Below are 20597 nucleotides of genomic sequence, written 5' to 3' on the forward strand. Positions count from 1 at the left end.
CCCTAACGGACGGGATGCGACGACGCGCATGAGCGGCGATCTGAAGTGGAACAAGATTCTGGGCGCCGGTCTGGCGACCGCCTTCGTCATCATCGGCGTCCAGCAGCTGACGGGCGCCATCTATCACACCGAGGCCCCTGAAAAGATGGGCTACTTCGTCGACGCGCCGGAAGAGGCCGCGGGCGGAGCCGCCGAGGCCGAGCTGCCGCCGGACTGGGGCACCCTGCTCCCGGTCGCCGACCTCGCCGCCGGCGAGGCCGCCTTCGCCCGCTGCCAGGCCTGCCACAACGTGAGCCAGGGCGGCGCCAACGGCATCGGCCCGAACCTCTTCGGGGTCGTCGGCGGTCCCGTCATGCACGCCGCCGGCTTCGCCTATTCGGACGCGATGAGCGCCCACAAGGCCGAGGCGCCCAACTGGACCTACGACGAACTCGACCAGTTCATCACCAACCCGGGCCGTCACGTGCCGGGCACCAAGATGTCCTTCGCCGGCATCCGTGACCAGCAGACCCGCATCAACCTGATCGCGTACCTGCGCAGCCAGGGATCGGGCGGCTACGCCATCCCGGCGCCGGATCCCGCCCGCCAGCCGGGCGCGGCGGCTCCCGCCGAAGGCGTCGAAGTCGCGCCGGGCGCGTCCCAGGCGACCGAGGACGCCGGCGGCCCCGCCGGCGGCGCGCCGATCACCGGCGCCGCCGGCCAGCCGACCGTCGAGGAATCGCCGGCGGCGCCGTCGGCCGCCGACAGCTCGACCGAAAGCCCGCGCTGAGTCGCGACGGATCGATACGAAAGGGCCCCGCCGGCGACGGCGGGGCTTTTTCGTTCCCGCAGGCGTTCAGAGGCGGCGGAAGCGCGGGGGGCTGAAGCCGTCGGCCGCGTATCGCGCCTCGGCCTCGGCGAGGGGTTCGACCACGACCGCGCCGTGCGCGCCGCTGGCGTGGAGGACGCGCCGGCCGTCGAGCAGGAAGGCCGAATGGCCGTTCCACGGACCGGCTCCCGGATGCAGCCAGACCACGAGATCCCCGCGGTGGGCGTCGTCCCGGTCGACCGCCTCGCCCAGCTCGGCCTGCTGGTCGGCGTAGCGCGGCGCGGCGCGGCCGCAGGCGTAGAGGGCCTGCTGGACCAGGCCGCAGCAGTCGGTGGCGCGCGAGGAACGGGCGCCAAGGCGGTGCGGCACGCCGATCAGGCGTTCGGCGACGGCCACCGGATCACGCTCGAAGTCTCCAATGGGCCGCAACTCGTCGCCGCGGGGTTCCGTCACCAGGGCGTTGAGCGGCAGGGCGGCCGTGACGGCGGCGACGCTGGCGCCCGGCCGCGGCGCGCCCTCGGCCAGGGCGGCGCGATCGACCCAGCCGACGACCCCGTCGCGGCGGGCCTGTCCCCAGACCCGGTCGTCACGGCTCTCCAGCACGTCGAAGGCTTCGCCGAAGATGAGTTCGTCGATCGGATCGGCGCCGTCGACGTCGCTGTGGATGTCGGCGACCGCTGCGGTGCAGCGCATCGGCCGCGCCGCCCGGTAGGCGTCGGCGCGCACCAGACCCTCCAGCGCCTGCTCGGCCAGATCGGGCCGGGCCAGGGTGGTGCGGGGATCGAAGTTGGCGGCGGCTGCGGTCAAACGAGGCTCGTCCGGTTGAGCCGGAAGAATGCCGCGAGATGCCGAAAAGGCCGTTAACGCCTGCGATCATTTCGCAGGAAATCGCCGCCTCAGCATCTCGAAGGCCGCCCGCAGCCCCTGCGCCTCGCCGCCTTCGGGCCAGCCCGGGCGGGCGCGCGGATTCCAGGCGAAGATGTCCATGTGCGCCCAGCCCCCGGTCGTCGGCGCGAACTTCTGCAGGAACAGGGCGGCGGTGACCGAGCCGGCCTGGGCCCAGGCGGCGGGGTCGTTCCTCAGGTCGGCGATCTCGGCCTCCAGCGCGGACCTGTAGCCGGGCCACAGCGGCATGCGCCACAGCGGGTCAGCCACGGCGTGCGCGGCCGCCAGCATGTCGGCGGCGAGCGCCTCGTCGTCGGTGTAGAGCGGCGGCAGCTCGGGGCCGAGGGCGATGCGGGCGGCGCCGGTCAGGGTGGCGAAGTCCAGGGTCAGGTCGGGCGCGTGCTCGCCGGCCCGGGTCAGGATGTCGGCGAGGATGAGGCGCCCTTCCGCGTCGGTGTTGCCCACCTCGATGGTCAGGCCCTTGCGGCTGGACAGGATGTCGCCCGGCCGGAAGGCGTCGCCGGAGATGGCGTTCTCGACCGCCGCGACCAGCACCACCAGCCGCACCGGCAGGCCGGCCTGCATGACCAGCCGGCCCAGCGCCAGGGCGTGGGCCGCGCCGCCCATGTCCTTCTTCATGTTGCGCATGCCGGCGGCTGGCTTGATGTCGAGGCCGCCGGTGTCGAACACCACGCCCTTGCCCACCAGCGCGACAAGCGGCAACTCGGCGCGGTCGAGGTTCCAGCCGATCTCCAGCACGCGCGGCGCGCGGCGCCCGTCGGCGGCGCGACCGACGGCGTGGACGGCGGGATAGTTCTGCTCCAGCAGGTCGTCGCCGGTCACCACGGTCAGGGTCGCCGCCGAGGCCTCGGCGATTTCGCGGGCGATGGTCTCGATCTGCAGCGGCCCCATGTCTCCGGCCGGGGTATCGACCATCTCGCGGGCCAGGGCGCAGGCGGCGACGATGTCCAGTAGCGGACCCACCTCCACCCCCGGCGCGGCGAGGCGCGGGCGCGGCCCGGAGCGGCTCTTGTAGCGATCGAAGCGGTAGGCTCCGAGGGCGAAGGCCAGGGCGGCGAGCGCCGACGCCTCGCCCTCGACGCCCTCAAGCCGCCACAGGCCGTCCGGCAGCTTCGCCGCCAGGGCCCGGGCCGACATGGGGTCGAAGCGCTCGCCGGCGCCGAACAGGGCGCCCGCAGCCGCCCCGCCCGCCCCCGGCAGCACCAGCAGCTGGCCCGTCTTGCCGGTGAAGTCATGCGCCCGCGCCCAGGCGGCCTCCGCGCCGTCCAGGGGCGCGTCCTTCGTCACGATGCGCACCGGCAGGGCGCCGTCGGCGTCGGCGACGAGGACATCGGGGTGCATCAGGGACATGGCGGTCCGCCTTTCGGGCCCGCGAGGGGCTTTGTTAACCAGCAGTTGACGCGGAAGGGCGACTCTTCGGGCCGACCCTTCCGGAGCGCCTTTCATGTCGCGCACGACCGCCCGCATCGCAACCGTCGCCCTGCTCGCCGCCCTCGCCACGCCGGCGCTGGCGCAGCAGGCGCCCGCCGCCGAGCCAGCCGTCGCTCCGGCCCGGACGCGCGCGCCCGCCAACGCCGAGACCCGCGCCGCCTACGACCGCGCCGACGCCCTCAGCCGCTCGGTGTTCTGGACCGAGCAGGCCGATATCAACCCGCTGGACCCCGTCGCGGGCGTCAAGGCGGCACAGGCGCTGCGCGAGCTCGGTCGCTTCGACCAGGCCGCCGAGATGGCGCAGCGGGTGCTGCTGGTGCAGCCGGGCAACGTCGAGGCCATGCTGGAGGCGGGCCGCGGCCACATCGCCCGCGGCCAGGCCTTCTACGGCATCCAGGCGCTGGAGACGGCGCGCGACGCCCGTCCGGACGACTGGCGCGTGTGGTCGCTGCTGGGAACCGCCTACGAGCAGGTGCGCCGCGCCGACGACGCGCGGACCGCCTGGGGCCGGGCGCTGGAGCTGTCGCCGGAAAATCCGGACGTGCTGGCCAACATGGCGGTGGCGGCCATGGTGCGCGGCGACAACGCCGCCGCGGAACCGTTGCTGCGGCGGGCGGCGGCGCGGCCGGAGGCCTCGCTGAAGGTGCGGCTGAACCTCGCCCTCGCGCTGGGCCTGAACGGCAACCTGACGGAGGCCGAACAGATCCTGCGCCGCGTCCTGCCCCCGGAGCAGGCCGACGCCAATCTCGCCTGGCTGAGGGCGCGGGCGGGTGGGCAGGAGCAGGCCAGCGCCCGGACCTGGGACTCGCTGCAGGGCGGCTGATCGCCTATCTTTCCGGAATGATCGACGAGCTCTACAGCGCGCGCATCCTCGGCCTGGCGGCCAACATGCCGCACGCCGGCCGGCTGGCCACGCCCGGGGGCACCGGCGTGCGGGTGGCCAAGCTGTGCGGCTCCAAGGCTGTGGTCGACGTCAGTCTGGACGACGACGGCCGGATCCAGGACTTCGCCCAGGACGTGAAGGCCTGCGCCCTCGGCCAGGCGGCTGCCGGGGTGCTTGGCGCGGCGGTGATCGGGGCCACGGTCGACGAGGTCGAGCAGGCCCGCGAGGCGATGCTGGCCATGCTCAAGGCCGGCGGCGCGGGGCCGGAAGGGCGGTTCGAGGGCCTGCGGGCGCTGAAGCTGGTGGCGGATTATCCGGCGCGGCACGCCTCGACCATGGTCGCCATCGAGGCGACGCTGGACGCGGTGAAGCAGGCGCTCGCGCGCAAGAGCCCCGACACACGAACTAGCCTCGCCGGTGCGGCCTGAGCGCCCGTTGCCCCCGCGCGCCTGCCGGGGGATAAGCGCGGCGACATGGCATCCGGCGGAACTCTCTACGAACGCGGCGTCCGGCTGGCCCATCGGGGCTACAAGGTGACGCTGTCGCCCCTGATCGGGCAGCAGTGCCGGTTCCGGCCGACCTGCTCCGACTACGCCCGGGACGCGCTGATCCAGCACGGCCCGGCGAAGGGGGGATGGCTCACGGTCCGGCGTCTCTGTAAATGCCACCCCTTCAGCGGCTTGGACTGGACCTACGATCCCGTCCCGCCGCGCGAAAAGACAGACTGATGATCGAACTGAAATTCCCCGACGGCGCCGTCCGACAGTTTCCGCCCGCGGCCACCGGCCGGGACGTGGCCGCGTCCATCTCGCCGTCGCTGGCCAAGCGCGCGGCCCTGGTCGAGCTGAACGGCAGCCAGCGCGACCTCGACCGGCCGCTTGAGGAAGGCGGCGCCTTCCGCCTGATCATGCGCGACGACCCCGAGGCGCTGGAGACCATCCGACACGACGCCGCTCACGTGCTGGCCCAGGCGGTGCAGGAGCTGTTCCCCGGCACCCAGGTGACCATCGGCCCGGCCATCGAGGACGGGTTCTATTACGATTTCGCCCGGGAGGAGCCGTTCTCGACCGACGACTTCGCCGCCATCGAAAAGAAGATGGCCGAGATCGTCGATCGCGACGAGAAACTGGTGCGCGAGGTCTGGGACCGCGACGAGGCGATCCGGCTGTTCGAGGCCAAGGGCGAGAGCTTCAAGGCCGAGCTGATCCGCGACCTGCCCGCCGACGAGACGATCACCGTCTACCGGACCGGCGACTGGGCCGACCTGTGCCGGGGGCCGCACTTCCCGTCGACCAAGTTCGTCGGCAAGGCCTTCAAGCTGACCAAGCTGGCCGGCGCCTACTGGCGCGGCGATCACCGCAATCCCCAGCTGCAGCGCATCTACGCCACGGCCTGGGCCAACCAGGCCGACCTCGACGCCTATCTGAAGCGGGTCGAGGAGGCGGAGAAGCGCGATCACCGGAAGCTGGGCCGCCAGATGGGGCTCTTCCACATGCAGGAAGAGGGCCGCGGCATGGTCTTCTGGCACCCCAAGGGCTGGGTGCTGTGGCAGGTGATCGAAGCCTACATGCGCCGCCGGCTGACCGCCGCCGGCTACGTCGAGGTCAAGACGCCCCAGGTGCTGGACCGCAAGTTCTGGGAGGCCTCGGGCCACTGGGACAAATACCGGCCCAACATGTTCGTCTGCGAGACGGTCGAGGGCGAGACGCTGTCGCTGAAGCCGATGAACTGCCCGGGCCACGTGCAGATCTTCGACCAGGGCCAGCGGTCCTACCGCGAGCTGCCGCTGCGCATGGCCGAGTTCGGGGCCTGCCACCGCTACGAGCCCTCCGGGGCCCTGCACGGGCTGATGCGGGTGCGCGGCTTCACCCAGGACGACGCCCACATCTTCTGTCGCGAGGACCAGATCGTCGAGGAGACGGCGGCCTTCATCGAACTGGCCCATTCGGTCCATGCCGACCTCGGCATGGAGACGGCCTACATCAGCCTGGGCACCCGGCCGGAGGTGCGCGCCGGCACCGACGAATTCTGGGACAAGGCCGAGGCGCAGATGGCCGACGCGGCCCGCGCCGCCGGTTCCGAGCCGGTGGTGACGCCGGGCGACGGGGCCTTCTACGCGCCGAAGCTGGACTTCATCGTCAAGGACGCCATCGGCCGCGAGTGGACCTGCGGCACCATCCAGCTGGACTACGTCCTGCCTGAGCGGCTGGGCGCCGAGTACGTCGGCGAGGACGGGCAGAAGCACCGGCCGGTGATGCTGCACCGGGCCATCCTCGGCTCGTTCGAACGCTTCATCGGCATCATGATCGAGAACTACGCCGGGGCCTTCCCGCTGTGGCTGGCGCCGGTGCAGGCGGTGGTCGCGACCATCGTCTCGGACGCCGACGGCTATGCCGGGGAGGTGGCGGCGAAGTTCGCAAAGGCTGGCCTGCGGGTCGAGACCGACCTGCGCAACGAGAAGGTGGGCTACAAGGTGCGCGAGCACTCGGTCGCCAAGGTCCCGGTCATCGCCGTGGTCGGCAAGAAGGAGGCCGAGGAGGGCAAGGTCGCCCTGCGCCGGCTGGGCTCCCAGGCCCAGGAGATCGTCACCGTCGAGGAGGCGATCCGCGTCCTGACGGAGGAGGCGACGCCGCCCGACCTGCGGCGGGGCTGACCGCTTGGCGAAAACAGAAAGCCCGCCCTTGCGACGCAGGGGCGGGCTTTTCATTGGACGGTCAGGCCGGGGTCAGAGCAGCCGCTTGCGCATGGCCTGGGACAGCATGTCGATCAGGGTCACCGCCACGATGACGATGATGACCACGGCCGAGACGCCGTTGAAATCGAAGCTGTTCATCCGTTCGAACAGCACCTGGCCGATGCCTCCGGCGCCGATCAGGCCGAGCACCGTGGCCGAACGACTGTTGGACTCGAAGCGGTAGAGGGCGAAGGAGGTCCACAGCGGCGCCACCTGGGGGATGACGCCCCACATGATCTCGTGCAGCGGCAGGGCGCCGGTGGCGCGCACGCCCTCGACCGGCCCCTTGTCGATCGACTCGACGGCCTCGGAGAACAGTTTGGCCAGCACGCCGGCGGTGTTCAGGGTGATCGCCAGCACGCCCGCAAGCGGGCCGAGACCGACGGCGACCACGAACAGCAGGCCCATGACCAGGTCGGGCACCGAGCGCAGCAGGTTCATGACCCAGCGCACCGGCGTCACCACCCAGATGGGGGCGATGTTGCGGGCGGCCGCGAGGCCCAGGGGCACGCCGAGGAAGACGGCCAGGAAGGTGCCCCACAGGGCGATCTGGACCGTCTCCCACATCTTGGCGACGAACAGCCGCCAGTCCGAGAAGTCCGGACGCAGCAGGTCGGCGGCGAAGGTCTGGATGCGGTCGCTGTTGGTGACCAGTTGCGGCAGGTTCGCGAGGTCGACCGCCTCGATGCTGTAGAGCAGCAGGGCGGCGATGCCGCCCCAGACGAGGACGTCGAGCGCCCACGAGCCCGCCGACCTGGCCGGCGGCTTCGGGATCGCCGAAGCGACGGGAGCGGCGTCGGTCAAGGCTGGACCTCGCGCTTCGCGCGCAGGCGCTGAAGTTCCTGCTGCGCCGCCGTCGCCGCGGCCTCATCGCCGCGCTGGCGGGCGTCGGCGAGCTGCTGGTCGGCGACCATCTCGCGCACCGGATCGAGGTAGCTGTCGTCGGCGGCGCGGAACTCTGAGTAGTTCAGCCCGGCCAGCACCTGACGCTGGCGCTCGGCCTCGGCGCCCTCGCCCTGGCCGTAGCTCAGGAAGAAGCTGCGGATCTTCTCCTTCAGCGCCGGATCGAGATCCTCGCGCACCACGATGCCGGACTCAGGGATCGGCGGCGACTGCCAGATCTCGGTGATCTGGGCGGCGATCTGCGGGTTCTGGCGGTTGAGGAAGACGGTGTTGACGGTGTTGGAGGTCGCCACGTCCAGCACCCCGGTGGCGACGCCGAAGGCGTTGGCCTGGTGGTTGGCGGAACGCACCGTCTTGAAGCACTGCGCCGGTTCGATGTCGCGCGGATTGAACAGGAAGGTCATCGGCGCGAGCGTGCCCGAGGTCGACTGGGCGTCGCCGATGCCGAAGTCATACTGCTTGCCGCAGGCCAGCACGTCGTCGAGCGTGATGCCCGAACCGGTGCGCACGATGAGCGTCGAGCGGTAGCTGTCGCGGCCCTCGGGGTCGACGATGCGGGCGATGACCTCGGCCTCGGCACGGTCGACCGCCTCCAGCGCAGGCTTGGCCGAGAACCACGCCACCTGGGTGTGGCCGCCGCGCATGGCCTCGACCAGCACGGTGTAGTTGGAGCCGAAATAGGGCTTCACCTCGACGCCGATGGCCTTCGACATGTCGTCGAGCAGCGGCTGCCACAGCGGACCGGACGACGCCTGGCCCTCTGCGGAAAGGATGGAGAAGGTGATTTCGGACGGCGCGCCGCCGGCGGCCTTGTCGTCGCCGGACCCGCAGGAGGCGACGCCGAGGGCGAGGGCGGCGACGAGCGCCATGCGGCGGGTGATGCGGGAGAAGGTCATGCCTTGGTTTCCCAGAAGGCGTCCTCGAACTCGGGACCGTAAATTTCGATCAGGCGCTTGGTGTCGAGGCCGGTGGACGGGCCGTCGTAAACCACCTTGCCCGCCTGCAGGGCGACGACGCGGTCGCAGTAGCGGATGGCGTAGTCGACCTGGTGCAGGGTGACGATGACGCCCAGGCCGTCGCGCTGGTTCAGCTCGACCAGCAGCTCCATGACCTTGCGGGCGGAGACGGGGTCGAGCGAGGCGACCGGCTCGTCTGCGAGAATGGCCCTGGCGCCCTGCACCAGCGCGCGGGCGATGGCCCCGCGCTGCTGCTGCCCACCGGACAGGGTGTTGGCGCGCTGGGCGGCGTAGTCGGCGACGCCGACCCGGTGCAACGCCTCCATGGCCTTCAGCTTGTCGGCGGACGGCCACAGACCGAGGGTCCCCTTCCAGGCCGGGATCCGGCCGAGGCAGCCGAGCATGACGTTGGAGAACAGCGACAACCGGCCGACCAGGTTGAACTGCTGGAAGATCATGCCGAGCTTCTGGCGGGCGGCGCGGACCTTGCCGGTGACCCGGCCGTCCTTCTGCACCACCTCGCCGAACACGGCGATGGAGCCCTTGCCGGGATCGATCGACTGCAGGCCGGTGATCGAACGCAGCAGGGTCGACTTGCCCGAGCCGGAAGGCCCGATCAGGGCCACCATCTCGCCGGCTCCGACCTCTACGGAGACGCCGTTCAGGGCCTTGCGGGCGCCGAAGGTCTTTGACACGTCACGAACGGACGCGACGGCGGCGGCTGGAGAGGTCATGGACACGCGGGAGGCGGTTGCACGGGCGCGCCGCATGGCCCGATCGGGCCCGCGAGGCAAGTCTTAATGGCACGTCCGCGACGTTTTCGTCCAGCGCGGCGGCCCGACATCAAGCCCCGACGGAGCGGACCCGCGCCAGATCCGCGGCGATCGGAAGGGCGCCCTGAGCGCGCGCCAGAAGGTCCTCCGCCATCTGCCGGGCGGGACCCTGCATGGGGCCGGGGTCTGCGGCGAGCGATTTCAACGCCTTCAGCAACCTGACGGTCACGGGCACGTCTCCGGCGCCGTAGCGGGCGATGGGGCCGAAGATGTCGTCGAGCAGATCCGCCTCGGCCAGGGGCGGAGCCAGCAGACGGGAGCACGGGGACGGTTCCGCCTGCCCTTCCGCCGCGGGTTCGAGCCATTCATCCATCAGGCGGACGCCGGCGCCGACGACCTGCACGGCGGTGCCGGGGTCGTTGACGCCGGGCGACAGGGCCTTGGCGGCGATCTCGCCCAGAACGACCAGGCCGAAGCGGGGATCCTGATCGTACGAGCGGGAACCGCCGACGGCGAAGGCGGAGCGGAAGTCATCGAGAGCCGCCTCCTCGCAACGGGTCAGACTGACCCGGGCGAGCGCCTCCCCCCGCCGCACGAAGCTTCCGGGAGGCGCGAGAATCTGGACGTGACAGTCCCTTTCTTCCGCAGCGTCCTGAAGATGGTCCGGGTCGACATTCTGGATATAGCCGGTCGCCCTGCTGAGGATCAGCGCCCCGGAGGTCAGAGCGCCCGGTCGTCCCCCGAGGTAAGGCCGGCGCCGACGAGCCTGAAGCGCGTCGCGGGTGCGGTCCTCGACGAGGTCGATCATGTGTCCCACGCGGGCCAGGCTGGACAGGCGGTTGATCCACGCCAGCAAACGAAATGCGACCAGCGCCACCACCGCGAGGCTGACAAGGAACAGGATCGCCCGTCCGCCCTCGCCATAGTAGCGGGCGTTGATCGCCGTCACGGCGACGATGGCGTAGAGGAACGCCCCCACAAAGGTGGCGAGCGAGCGCTGGGTCTGCCCGTCGCTGGTCACCAGGGCGGCCACCCGCGGCGTCGCGCCCTGGGAGACGGCCGTGTAGGCGGTGACCATGGCGCCCACCGAAAAGGTTGCGACCGCCAGAAGGCTGGAGGCCAGGATCGTCAGGATCTCCTCCACCGACTCGCCGCCGAGCCGCTCGGCCATGGCGTCGGGCACCCACTGCGCACCCCCGGCCGCCAGCAAGGCCGCGCCGACGCCCAGGGCGGCGTATGCGGTGGCGCGGACCCACAATTCGCGCCTCAGCCTGAGCCAGTAGAATCGCCAGCGGTTCATTCTTGCGCCCCGGCCGCCCCTTTGTGTCTCCCGACCGAACGCACGGCTCCCGCCAAGGTTCGTGTCGCCGCCCGCGCACCCGCCACCGCCCGGCATGGACAAGAAATTACCGCTTTACATGACGGGCCGTTGACCCCATATCGCGCGCTCCGGCGGACCCCGTAGGTCTGTATCGCTGCGCCGCTAACGCCGGTCTGGGTTAACAACAATCAGGGGGTTACGTGAATTGCGCACGTACCAGCTTCCCCTGGACCTGGTCCGTGAGCGGTCCCCCGAGCGTCCCGTCGCCCTTGTGCGGCCGCGTTCGGTTTCCGTAGCGGCGCGCTGGTTCCAGGATAATCTGAAAGCCGACGTCTTCTATGCGGTGAAGGCGAACCCGTCGCGCTGGGTCATCGAGACCCTGGTGGACGCGGGCGTCACCGCCTTCGACGTGGCCTCTCTCGCCGAGATCGAACTGGTGCGTTCGGTCAGCGCCGATGCGCGCCTGGCCTTCATGCATCCGGTGAAGAGCCGCGGCGCCATCACCCGCGCCTACTTCGATCATGGCGTCCGAACCTTTGCGCTCGACAGCCATGACGAGCTGGCCAAGATCCTCGACGCCACCGGCGGCGCGGCCGACCTCAACCTGGTCGTGCGCATGGGCGTGTCGGCGGATGGCGCGGCCTATTCGCTGTCGGGCAAGTTCGGCGTCTCGCCGGACCAGGCCCCCGCCCTGCTCCTGGCCACCCGCCAGGCGGTGAAGGACGGGCTGATGGGCGTGTCGTTCCACGTCGGCTCGCAGTGCATGCGGCCGTCGGCCTACGAGGCAGCCATGGCCCAGGTCGGCCGCGCCATCGCGCGCGCCGGCGTGATCGTCGACATCGTCGACGTCGGCGGCGGCTTCCCGTCGGTCTATCCCGGCATGGTCCCGCCGGACCTGCAGGAATACGCCGACGCGATCCATCGCGGCTTCGCCGAGATGCCGGTCACCCACACCACCGAGCTGTGGTGCGAGCCGGGCCGGGCGCTGGTCGCCGAGTCCTCGTCGGTGCTGTGCCGGGTCGACCTGCGCAAGGGCGACGCCCTGTACCTGAACGACGGCTCGTACGGCTCGCTGTTCGACGCGACGCACTCGCGCTGGCCCTTCCCGACCAAGCTGGTCCGGGACGGCGAGCGTTCGGGCGACCTGAAGCCGTTCCGCTTCTACGGCCCGACCTGCGACTCGATCGACCACATGCCGGGCCCGTTCTGGCTGCCGGCCGACGTGCAGGAAGGCGACTTCATCGAGATCGGCATGCTGGGCGCCTACGGCGTGGCCATGACCACCGGCTTCAACGGCTACGGCGAGCACGACATCGCCGCGGTCGAGGACGCCCCGATGGCCTCGCTCTACGGCCTGGCCCCGCGCTCGATCCCTACGGTCCGCACCTCGGCCGAGGAGCAGGCCCGCAAGGTCGTCCGCCTGTCGCGCCCCAAGGGCAAGGCCGGCCAGCGCAAGAAGTCGCGGCGCTAATCCGGCGCTGAAGCGTTAGAACCCAGCAGCGGCCCGTCGCTCCGTCCGGGCCGCCGCCTTTCCTTTCGACGGGCGCTCACCTGTAAGGGAAACCAAACCGATGAACGCTCCCGTTCAATCCAACATGAAGGCCGAGCTGCTGGCGAACGTCGTCGAGCATGTCGACATCACCAGCTTCGACGCCCGCCCGATCATCGACAGCATGCGCAAGATGTCGTTCTCGTCGCGCGACACGGCCCGCGCGGCCGACATCTTCAACATGGCGCTCGAGGACAAGGACTGCTCGCCGTGGCTGATCCTGGCGGGGTCGACCTCGGCCGGCGGCTGCATGCACGTGTACCGCGACATGGTGAAGTTCGGCATGATCGACGCCGTGGTCGCCACCGGCGCCTCGATCGTCGACATGGACTTCTTCGAGGCGCTGGGCTTCAAGCACTACCAGGCCGCCGGTCCGGTCGACGATAACGTCCTGCGCGACAACTACATCGACCGGATCTACGACACCTACATCGATGAGGAAGAGCTCCAGGCCTGCGACCACACCATCCTGGAGATCGCCAACCGGCTGGAGCCGCGCGGCTATTCCTCGCGCGAGTTCATCTGGGAGATGGGCAAGTGGCTGTCGGAGGGGAACGCCAAGAAGCCCGGCTCGCTGATCCAGACCGCCTATGAGCAGGGCGTGCCGATCTTCTGCCCGGCCTTCGTCGACTCCTCGGCCGGCTTCGGCCTCGTGAAGCACCAGAAGGAGCGGGCCGCCGGCGGCCAGCCCTACATGATGCTGGACGCCATCGCCGACTTCCGCGAACTGACCGACATCAAGATCGCGGCGGGCACCACCGGCCTGTTCATGGTGGGCGGCGGCGTGCCGAAGAACTTCGCCCAGGACACCGTCGTCTGCGCCGAAATCCTCGGCGTCGAGGCCGACATGCACAAGTACGCGGTCCAGATCACCGTGGCCGACGTGCGCGACGGCGCCTGCTCGTCCTCGACGCTCAAGGAGGCCGCCTCGTGGGGCAAGGTCTCGACCACCTGGGAGCAGATGGTCTTCGCCGAGGCGACCACGGTGGTGCCGCTGATCGGCTCGGACGCCTGGCACCGCGGGGCGTGGAAGAACCGCGAGCCGCGCCGCTGGCAGAAGCTGTTCGAAAAGCAGGGCTGAACCGAAGGGCCGGGAGATCATCTCCCGGCCCTTTCGTCATGCGCGGAACCGGGGTCCCCGCCGACCGCTTTCTCCCCCGAAGGAGAACCGCAGCCATGACGCAGCAAACGCCCCAGGCCGGCGACGCCCGTGAAGCAGAGGACATGGGCGAGAAGCCCGATCTCGGCCGCACGCCCGACGCCCTCACCGAAGCCCTTTCAGGCAGCGACCAGGGATCCGACACCCGCGCCGGCTCCTTGCGCGGCGGCTCGGCCTCGGGATCAGAGGACGATCCCGACCAGGACTCCATCAACGAGACCCTCGCCACCGAGGGCATGGCGGCCGCCGAGTTCCAGGGGCCGGCGGGCGATCCGACCGGGGGCAAGACCACGGTCAACGACCGCCCCGACCACGCCCGCGGGGACGAGGCCGACGCCCCCACGGGTTGATCCGGATCCGGCCGCGACCGCGACCGGCCGCCTTGCCGCCGCCGCACGGTTGCGCCACGGTGAAGCCAACAACGACAGTCTCTTCGAGGACGAATACGGGATGAAGCGCTTGCTTGCGGCCGCCGGTCTTTCGGCGGCCCTGGTCATGACCGGGTGCAGCCAGCCCGACGAGGACGCCCGGCCCGAAACGGCCGCGCCCGCCGCCGTCGAGATGGCCGCGCCGGCATCGGAAAACGCCCCCGGCGAGATGGCCGCGCTCCCGGCCGGCCCGGTCGCCGGGGGGGCGGCCACGCCCGCAGCCCCGGGAGCCCCGGCCTTCGCCGTGCTCTATCCCGGCGCCGCGCCCAAATCCGGACCCGTCCGGGCCCAAGGGCCGTCGGGACCGGGCGGAACCCTTGAGTTCACCACCGACGCGACTCCGGACGAGGTCGTCGACTTCTACCGCCAGCGGGCGGAAGCGGCCGGCCTCAAGGCCATCACCAGCCTGAACCGCGACGGGGCCCGCGGCTATGCGGCCGGCGACGGAGCCGACGGCCGGGGGCAGATGCTCAACGTCGTGGCCACCCCCGTCGAGGACGGTCCCACCGACGTCCTGCTGATGTGGTCGAGCGGCCGGTGATCCGGCGGGCGGCCGCGCTGGCCGCCCTCGCGCTGCTGACCGGTTGTGCGACACCGGACGGCGCGGCGAGGCCGACGGGCGTTTCCGTGGGCTATCTCCCCCGGGAGAGGCTGGAACCGCTGGCGAACTCCGCCGTGCTGCCTACGGGGACGTCGCCGGCGCCGGCGTGGCTTCCGCCGGTCGCCCCCGGATCCGACCGCTGGTGGCTGGCGACGGCGCATGCCGAGCTGCGTCCGCCGTGGGCGACCCAGCATTTCGACTGCGCGCTGAACACACGCCTCGCCGAACGGCCGCGCCCCGCCCTCGCCCGCATGATGGGACGGCTGGCGGCCGACGTCGTCGCCCTCGCCCGCCAGCGCTTCGCGCACACGGGCGCGGCCCAGGGGTCTCGCCCCTTCGAGGCGATCGCCGGCCTGGAGCCCTGCGAACGGGCGACCGGTCCGGGCCGGACCGCCCCCTCGTCGCCGGCCACGGGGGCGATGGCGGCCGGAACCTATGGCGAACTGTTCGCCGTCCTGGTTCCGGAGGCCGCCGGCGCCGTTCGCCGGACGGCGCGGGAGATCGGCTGGAGCCGGGCGGTGTGCCGCATGAACTGGCCGACGGACGTCGAGGCGGGCCTCGAGCTGGGGGTGCGTCTGTTCGCCGCCGCGGCGGCGCAGCCGGACTTCGCGACCGATCTCGAAGCCGCCCGCGCCGAACTGGCCGCGGCCCGCGCCGAGGGGCTGACCAGCCCCGCCTGCGCGGCGGAGCGTCGGGCGCTCGGCCAGTGGCGCGCGCCGCCGCCGCGGTCCTAGGCCGGCCGCGGTCCCACGAGCGACCCGTACAGGTCGGTGCGGCGGTCCCGGAAGAAGCCCCAGGCTGCCCGGTGGCGGTCGATGTAGTCGAGGTCGAAGGTGTGGACCAGCACGCCCTCCTCCTCGCGCCCCAGCGTCTCGACCAGGTCGCCACGATGGTCGGCGATGAAGGACGAGCCGTAGAACACCTGTCCGACCTCGGTGGCGTGCTCGTGACCGATGCGGTTGGCGCCGACGACCGGGACCACGTTCGACACCGCGTGGCCCTGCATGGCGCGACGCCACGGGTCGGCGGTGTCCAGCTCCTTGTCGTGGGGCTCCGAGCCGATGGCGGTCGGATACATCAGCACCTCGGCGCCCTGCAGCATCATGGCGCGGGCGGTCTCGGGGTACCACTGGTCCCAGCAGATGCCGACGCCGACGCGGCCGTGGCGGGTGTTCCACACCTTGAAGCCGGTGTCGCCGGGCCGGAAGTAGTACTTCTCCTGATAACCCGGGCCGTCCGGGATATGGCTCTTGCGATAGACCCCCATGGCCGAGCCGTCGGCGTCGAGCATGACCATCGAATTGAAGTAGTGCGGGCCCTCTCGCTCGAAGATCGACACCGGAATGGCGACGCCAAGCTCGGCCGCGACGGGTTGCAGCGCCGTGACGCAGGGATGCTCGCGCCAGGCGTAGGCGGTCCCGAACCACTTCTCCTCCTGCGAGACGCAGAAGTACGGCCCCTGGAACAGCTCCGAGGGCAGGATCACCTGCGCTCCGCGACTGGCGGCCTGGCGCACCAGGTCGATGGTCTTGTCGATGTTCGCCTGCAGTTCCTCGCCATAGGAAGTCTGGATGGCGGCGACGGATAGGGTGCGGGGCATCAGGCCGGCTCCTGCTGGGAGATGCAGTGGAAGGATCCGCCTCCGGAGAGAATGGCCAGCGACGGAAGGGGGATGATCTCGCGATCGGGGAAGACCGTGGCGAGGCCTTCGCAGGCGAGGCGGGCGGCCGTTTCGTCGCCGTAGGTCGGGACGATGACAGCTCCGTTGGCGATGAGGAAATTCATGTGGCTGGCGGGGATCGGCCGCTCGTCCTCGTCGCCGACGAAACCCGGCGACGGCAGGCGCAGCACCTTGATCGGCCGCCCCTCGGCGTCGGTCATCCGCGACAGGTCGCGGGCCACGGCGTCGTAGACCTCGTCGTTGGGATCGCCCCGGCCCCAGGCGACCGGACAGGCGACCACGCCCGGGGCGACGAAGCGCGCGAGATTGTCCACGTGGCCGTCGGTGTGGTCGTTGAGCAGGCCGTCGCCCAGCCACAGAACCTTGCGGGCGCCCAGCGCACCGGCAAGGGCCGCCTCGGCGGCGGCCTCTGTCCAGCCGGGGTTGCGGTTCGGATTGAGCAGGCACTGGCGGGTGGTGAGGATCGTCCCCTCGCCATCGTGGTCCAGGGCGCCGCCCTCGAGGATGAAGTCGTGCCGGTCGAGCGCTGCGCCCGAGGCCTCGCCGATCTGCTCCGCCACCGTGTCGTCGTGCTCGAGCTCGTACTTGCCGCCCCAGCCGTTGAAGCGGAAGGCGGCGGCCGTGGCCGAGCCGGCCCCGAAGATCGGCCCGGTGTCGCGCAGCCAGATGTCGCCGAACCGGCCGTCCACCACCTCGACGCTGTCGACGCCGGCGAAACGGGCGCGGGCGTCCTGCAGCGCTTCGGCCTTGCCGACCAGCAGCCGCACGCGTTCGCGCCCGGGACCGGCCAGGGCGCGGACCAGGGCCTCGACCTCCGCCTGGGCCGGTTCGAGGTTCTCTTCCCAGAGTTCGCCATGGCTGGGCCAGCCCACCCACATCGCCCGGTGCGGCGACCATTCGGCGGGAACGAAGCGGCTGGTCATGAGCGGGGAGGTCCTCGGGCGACGCGGGCGAGCCGGGCCAGATAAGCGCAGGCGGGCGCGACTTCAATGTTCGCGGGCGGGGCGGGGCTCCCGGAGCCGCACAGAAAAAGGGGCGGCCCGTCGCCGGACCGCCCCTCCATCAGTCTGAACCGCGTCGGACCTTAGAAGGCCATCCGCAGGGTGCCGACGATCGTGCGCGGGGCGCCGATCTGGGCGAACGGACGGCTGTAGCCCAGCTCGCCCGGGGTGGCCGAGGCGCGAGTGCCGAGGCCGCCGTAGTACTTCTCGTCGAACAGGTTGGTGACGTTGAGCTGGAAGAAGGTGCCCTCGAAGCCCAGCGGCGCGAAGTCGATGCGGACGTCGGCGTCGACCACGGTGAAGGCGTCGTCCTTCAGGTCGTTGACGTCGGTGATCCAGCGCTCGCCGGTGTGCTTGGCCTGGATGCCGGCCGAGAACATCTCGTTGAACTCATAGTTCGCCCGCAGAGCGAACATCATGTCCGGCGTCTCGACCAGTTCCTTGCCGGCGGTCTGCAGTTCAGCGCCAGCGAAGTTGTACCGGTAGTTGTCCTGCAGCTCGCCCTTCAGGAAGGAGGCCGAGGCGTACAGGCTCAGAGCCTCGATCGGCGACCAGCCCACCGAACCCTCGAGACCTTGCAGCTCCACCGAGCCGACGTTCCGGTCGACGAAGGTGTCGAGGTCCGGGTCGAAGGTGTTGACGATGCGGTTGTCGTAGTTGGTCATGAAGGCCGCGACCTGGGCGACCAGGGTCGGGGCGGTGAAGCGGTAGCCGGCGTCGAAGGTCTGGGTCGATTCCGGCTGCACGGTCGGGTTGCCGATCGAGCCGTCGGCCAGACGGGCGACGGTGTAGAGGCTGTCCGTCCGCGGGGCCGACAGGTTCTCGGCATAGCTGACGTAGACCGAGTGGCCGTCGCCGAAGCGGTAGGTGGCGCCCACGTTCGGAAGGATGTCCTCGTACTCGAGGGTCCGCTCATACGGCGCGATGTACTGGGTCGTGCCGCGGCCCGGGAAGGTGACATTGCCGTTGGCGAGCGGGGCGTTCGGGACCTCCGAGGTGCACAGCACGTTCGACGACTCGTTTTGCGAGTAGCAGAACTGGTTCAGCTCGCGCTTGAAGAACGGGGCGCGAACGCCGAGCGACACCGTCAGGGCGTCGTCCATGAACTGGCCGCGGTACTCGAACGAGAACTGGTTCAGGGTCGCGTACGACAGGCGATCACGGGACTGGAGGTTATAGCCGTCCAGGTTGATGACGCGGTTGGCCTCGTCGTTGCGGCCGCCGAACCAGTCGACGAAGCGCGGGTTGTCCGGGTTCGAGAAGTTGACGAAGCCGTACTGGCCGTACTGACGGTGGCGACCCCAGTCCAGCGCATAGGCGGCGCGCAGGCGGTGGTCGTCGTTCAGGTCCCAGATCAGCGAGGTGTTCAGGCCGTACCGGTGGGTGTTGGTGTTCGACGGCGTCATGACGCGAACGCGGTCGAGGGTGTCGCCGTCGCCGTTCAGGTCGACGCCGCCGGTGGTCTGCGAGCCGCGCAGCAGGCGATCGGTTTCCGACAGAACGGCCTGCTGGGTGCCGCCGTTGGCCAGGGTGTACTGGAACGACGGGTCGACCGTCAGCACCACGCCGTCGGCGAGGGTGAAGCGCGAGTTGCCGCGGATGTTGCCGGTGTTCGACGGGTTGATCCGCAGACCGTAGAAGTTCGAGCCGTTGGCGTCGTTGTCGGCCACGCCGTTGCGGAAGGTCGGGGCGACGTAGGTGGTGTCGAAGTCGACTTCCCAGCCGCGCGGATCGTCGACGACCTGGTCGTTGCAGACCACGGTCCGGGCGACGTCGCAGAAGCCGGTGGCGGTGCGCAGGTTCGGGCCGGTGTAGTTGTTGTTGCGGTTCTCGTTGTAGTGGCCGGACAGGGCCACGAAGTCGCCGTTGTCGCCGAGCGGCTGGTACAGGCGGGCGTTCCACTGGTCCTTGCGGATCTCGCCGAGGCCCTTGAACTTGTCGTAGTCGGTGCCCGAGTAGGCGAACCAGGCCGAGGCGCCCGTCGGACCGAACTCGCCGGTGTCGATCAGGAACATGAAGCGCTGGTAGTCGAAGCTGCCGAACGAGGCTTGGCCCCAGCCGCCGAATTCGCGGGCCGGACGACGGGTGACGTAGTTGATGGTGCCGCCGGTGGCAGAGGCGGTCGGGCTGTCGACGTCGGTGGTGCCGGTGTTGACCGAGGCGCGCTCGATCAGCTCGGGGTCCATCTGCTGGTTGGTGTAGGTGGCGTAGTTGCCGGTGTCGTTCAGCGGAATGCCGTCGAAGGTCAGCGACACGCGGTTGCCGTCGAAGCCGCGCAGGCGGATGTTGCCGCCCGAGGAGCCGTACGGGTCGGCGTTGGTGAAGCTGAGGCCCGGGGTCAGGTTCAGGGTCTGCAGAATGGTCTGACCCGGGGTCTGGGTGGCGATGAACTCCTGGTTCACCGTGTTGCGGGTCTTGGCGACGGTTTCGGCGACGGCCAAGCCGTCGATGTTGCGCGGACCGCGCGCGCCGGTGACCACCACCTCGCCGAGGCGGGTGGCTTCCGTGGCCTCGGTGCCGGTCGACTGGGCCGAGGCGGCGCCGGCGGCCAGCAGGCCGGTGAAGAGGGCGGTCGTCGCCCAGAACACGCGTTTGCGGTTCGTCATTGTCGTCTATCCCCGATGATATGGGCGAAGGCGCCCGCCGGCCGGCGGCGGCCGGTCGAAATCACGCCCCCTCTAGGCGTGACGTCGGAAAGACAGGCGACACTCACGTGACACTGATGTGACAGCGACACGGGGTGTCGCCGGAGACACACCCGGCGGCTGCAGAGACCTGTGGATCGCCATGGGGACAGAAACCCGGAGGCCTTAAAGCAAAACCGCCGGCCCCTTTCGGGACCGGCGGCTCTGTTTTCGGCCGTATCGACCTTCCGGGGTTAGCGGAAGTTGATGTCGATGGTGGCGCGACGGTTGAGCGGCTCGCGCACGCCGTCGGCGGTCGGGCGGGCCAGCTGGGTCTCGCCCTTGCCGTCCAGCGAGATCACCCCGCCGTTGACGCCCTGGGCGACCAGCGCGTCGGCGACCGTGCGGGCGCGGCGGTTCGACAGGCCCACGTTGTAGGCCGCCGAACCCGAGGTGTCGGCGTGGCCGACCACCAGGATCCGCGTCGGACGACCCGACTTGGCGTAGTTGGCCGCCTGGGTCACCACCGACTGGGCTTCGGCCGTCAGGTCCGAGCGATCCCAGTCGAAGTAGACCACGAACTGACGCTCAACCGGCGGCGGCGGCGGCGGCGGCGGGGCCGGACGCGGCGGCGCCGGCGGGGTCACCGGCGGCGGCGGCGGCGGCGGCGGCACATAGGCCGGCTCCGCGGCGCCGAACGCATAGCGCAGGCCCAGCGTCAGCGAGTGGTCGGTGTAGCGGCCCTGGAACGGCCCCTGGTCGAACGCCGCCGACGAGGCGAAGGTGTCGAACTCCATGTTCGACATCAGATAGCGATAGGTCAGGTCCATGTGGGCCCG

The 20597-nt window shown here is 70.6% G+C and carries 20 protein-coding genes; 10 read left to right on the forward strand and 10 right to left on the reverse strand.

Features of this window, described 5'->3' with window-relative positions; translation table 11 throughout:
• Nucleotides 1-28: 28 nt before the first annotated feature.
• The gene (locus tag BM333_RS14860) at nucleotides 29-769 is read left to right on the forward strand and encodes a c-type cytochrome (RefSeq protein ID WP_092313520.1); all 741 of its coding nucleotides are present in this window, start codon (nucleotides 29-31) and stop codon (nucleotides 767-769) included.
• Nucleotides 770-835: 66 nt separating this feature from the next.
• On the opposite strand, the gene BM333_RS14865 is transcribed toward BM333_RS14860, so the two are convergent.
• Both BM333_RS14865 and BM333_RS14870 read right to left on the reverse strand, forming a co-directional pair.
• Nucleotides 836-1615, reverse strand: coding sequence for a C40 family peptidase (locus tag BM333_RS14865; protein ID WP_245777308.1), 780 nt, complete (start codon nucleotides 1613-1615; stop codon nucleotides 836-838).
• A 66-nt stretch (nucleotides 1616-1681) separates the two neighbouring features.
• Complete coding sequence (locus tag BM333_RS14870) at nucleotides 1682-3064, reverse strand: leucyl aminopeptidase family protein (protein ID WP_092313522.1); 1383 nt, start codon at nucleotides 3062-3064, stop codon at nucleotides 1682-1684.
• 94 nt (nucleotides 3065-3158) lie between these two features.
• Between BM333_RS14870 and BM333_RS14875 the strand changes: the two genes are divergently transcribed.
• The 4 genes from BM333_RS14875 to thrS are packed head-to-tail and all read left to right on the forward strand — an operon-like array spanning nucleotide 3159 to nucleotide 6681.
• Nucleotides 3159-3968 carry a tetratricopeptide repeat protein gene (locus BM333_RS14875; protein ID WP_092313525.1) on the forward strand — a complete coding sequence of 270 codons (810 nt, stop codon included), beginning with the start codon at nucleotides 3159-3161 and terminating at the stop codon, nucleotides 3966-3968.
• Between the two features lie 17 nt (nucleotides 3969-3985).
• Nucleotides 3986-4456 (forward strand): iron-sulfur cluster assembly scaffold protein, encoded by a 471-nt coding sequence (locus BM333_RS14880; RefSeq protein WP_092313528.1) that lies wholly within the window; start codon nucleotides 3986-3988, stop codon nucleotides 4454-4456.
• Nucleotides 4457-4501: 45 nt separating this feature from the next.
• Nucleotides 4502-4756 carry a membrane protein insertion efficiency factor YidD gene (gene yidD, locus BM333_RS14885; RefSeq protein ID WP_092313531.1) on the forward strand — a complete coding sequence of 85 codons (255 nt, stop codon included), beginning with the start codon at nucleotides 4502-4504 and terminating at the stop codon, nucleotides 4754-4756.
• The gene (gene thrS, locus BM333_RS14890; RefSeq protein ID WP_092313534.1) at nucleotides 4756-6681 is read left to right on the forward strand and encodes a threonine--tRNA ligase; all 1926 of its coding nucleotides are present in this window, start codon (nucleotides 4756-4758) and stop codon (nucleotides 6679-6681) included. Before yidD ends, thrS begins: the two co-directional genes overlap by 1 nt.
• A gap of 72 nt (nucleotides 6682-6753) precedes the next feature.
• Here thrS and phnE read toward each other — a convergent pair whose 3' ends face one another.
• The 4 genes from phnE to BM333_RS14910 form a co-directional block, all read right to left on the reverse strand.
• Entirely contained in the window at nucleotides 6754-7566 is an 813-nt protein-coding gene (gene phnE / locus BM333_RS14895) for a phosphonate ABC transporter, permease protein PhnE (protein ID WP_092313537.1), read from the reverse strand.
• A complete protein-coding gene (phnD, locus tag BM333_RS14900) occupies nucleotides 7563-8561 on the reverse strand; it encodes a phosphate/phosphite/phosphonate ABC transporter substrate-binding protein (protein ID WP_092313540.1) in 999 nt (332 codons plus the stop codon). Before phnD ends, phnE begins: the two co-directional genes overlap by 4 nt.
• On the reverse strand, nucleotides 8558-9355 hold the full coding sequence (gene phnC / locus BM333_RS14905; protein ID WP_092313543.1) for a phosphonate ABC transporter ATP-binding protein: 798 nt from the start codon (nucleotides 9353-9355) through the stop codon (nucleotides 8558-8560). Before phnC ends, phnD begins: the two co-directional genes overlap by 4 nt.
• 109 nt (nucleotides 9356-9464) lie before the next feature.
• Nucleotides 9465-10694: a DUF2254 domain-containing protein gene (locus BM333_RS14910; protein ID WP_092313546.1), complete on the reverse strand. Its 1230-nt coding sequence runs from the start codon at nucleotides 10692-10694 to the stop codon at nucleotides 9465-9467.
• A 226-nt stretch (nucleotides 10695-10920) separates the two neighbouring features.
• Here BM333_RS14910 and BM333_RS14915 point away from each other — a divergent pair, with 226 nt between their 5' ends.
• From BM333_RS14915 to BM333_RS14935, 5 genes are all read left to right on the forward strand, one after another.
• Nucleotides 10921-12186 (forward strand): type III PLP-dependent enzyme, encoded by a 1266-nt coding sequence (locus BM333_RS14915; protein WP_092313550.1) that lies wholly within the window; start codon nucleotides 10921-10923, stop codon nucleotides 12184-12186.
• A gap of 100 nt (nucleotides 12187-12286) precedes the next feature.
• Complete coding sequence (locus tag BM333_RS14920; RefSeq protein ID WP_092313554.1) at nucleotides 12287-13345, forward strand: 1,9-bis(guanidino)-5-aza-nonane synthase; 1059 nt, start codon at nucleotides 12287-12289, stop codon at nucleotides 13343-13345.
• Nucleotides 13346-13440: 95 nt separating this feature from the next.
• Nucleotides 13441-13773 (forward strand): ribonuclease, encoded by a 333-nt coding sequence (locus BM333_RS14925; RefSeq protein WP_245777309.1) that lies wholly within the window; start codon nucleotides 13441-13443, stop codon nucleotides 13771-13773.
• A gap of 100 nt (nucleotides 13774-13873) precedes the next feature.
• On the forward strand, nucleotides 13874-14392 hold the full coding sequence (locus BM333_RS14930; protein ID WP_092313557.1) for a hypothetical protein: 519 nt from the start codon (nucleotides 13874-13876) through the stop codon (nucleotides 14390-14392).
• 86 nt (nucleotides 14393-14478) lie between these two features.
• The gene (locus tag BM333_RS14935) at nucleotides 14479-15186 is read left to right on the forward strand and encodes a phosphatase PAP2 family protein (RefSeq protein ID WP_143105849.1); all 708 of its coding nucleotides are present in this window, start codon (nucleotides 14479-14481) and stop codon (nucleotides 15184-15186) included.
• On the opposite strand, the gene aguB is transcribed toward BM333_RS14935, so the two are convergent.
• The 4 genes from aguB to BM333_RS14955 all read right to left on the reverse strand — a co-directional run.
• The gene (gene aguB, locus BM333_RS14940) at nucleotides 15183-16052 is read right to left on the reverse strand and encodes an N-carbamoylputrescine amidase (protein ID WP_092313563.1); all 870 of its coding nucleotides are present in this window, start codon (nucleotides 16050-16052) and stop codon (nucleotides 15183-15185) included. The genes BM333_RS14935 and aguB overlap by 4 nt on opposite strands.
• Nucleotides 16052-17056 carry an agmatine deiminase family protein gene (locus BM333_RS14945; protein ID WP_092313566.1) on the reverse strand — a complete coding sequence of 335 codons (1005 nt, stop codon included), beginning with the start codon at nucleotides 17054-17056 and terminating at the stop codon, nucleotides 16052-16054. Before BM333_RS14945 ends, aguB begins: the two co-directional genes overlap by 1 nt.
• A gap of 161 nt (nucleotides 17057-17217) precedes the next feature.
• Nucleotides 17218-19740, reverse strand: coding sequence for a TonB-dependent receptor (locus BM333_RS14950; protein WP_092313568.1), 2523 nt, complete (start codon nucleotides 19738-19740; stop codon nucleotides 17218-17220).
• Between the two features lie 272 nt (nucleotides 19741-20012).
• A partial coding sequence (locus tag BM333_RS14955; protein WP_143105850.1) for an OmpA family protein occupies nucleotides 20013-20597 on the reverse strand: 585 nt, incomplete at its 5' end.

The sequence above is a fragment of the Brevundimonas viscosa genome (genome assembly GCF_900116065.1).
Taxonomy (GTDB): Bacteria; Pseudomonadota; Alphaproteobacteria; order Caulobacterales; family Caulobacteraceae; genus Brevundimonas; species Brevundimonas viscosa.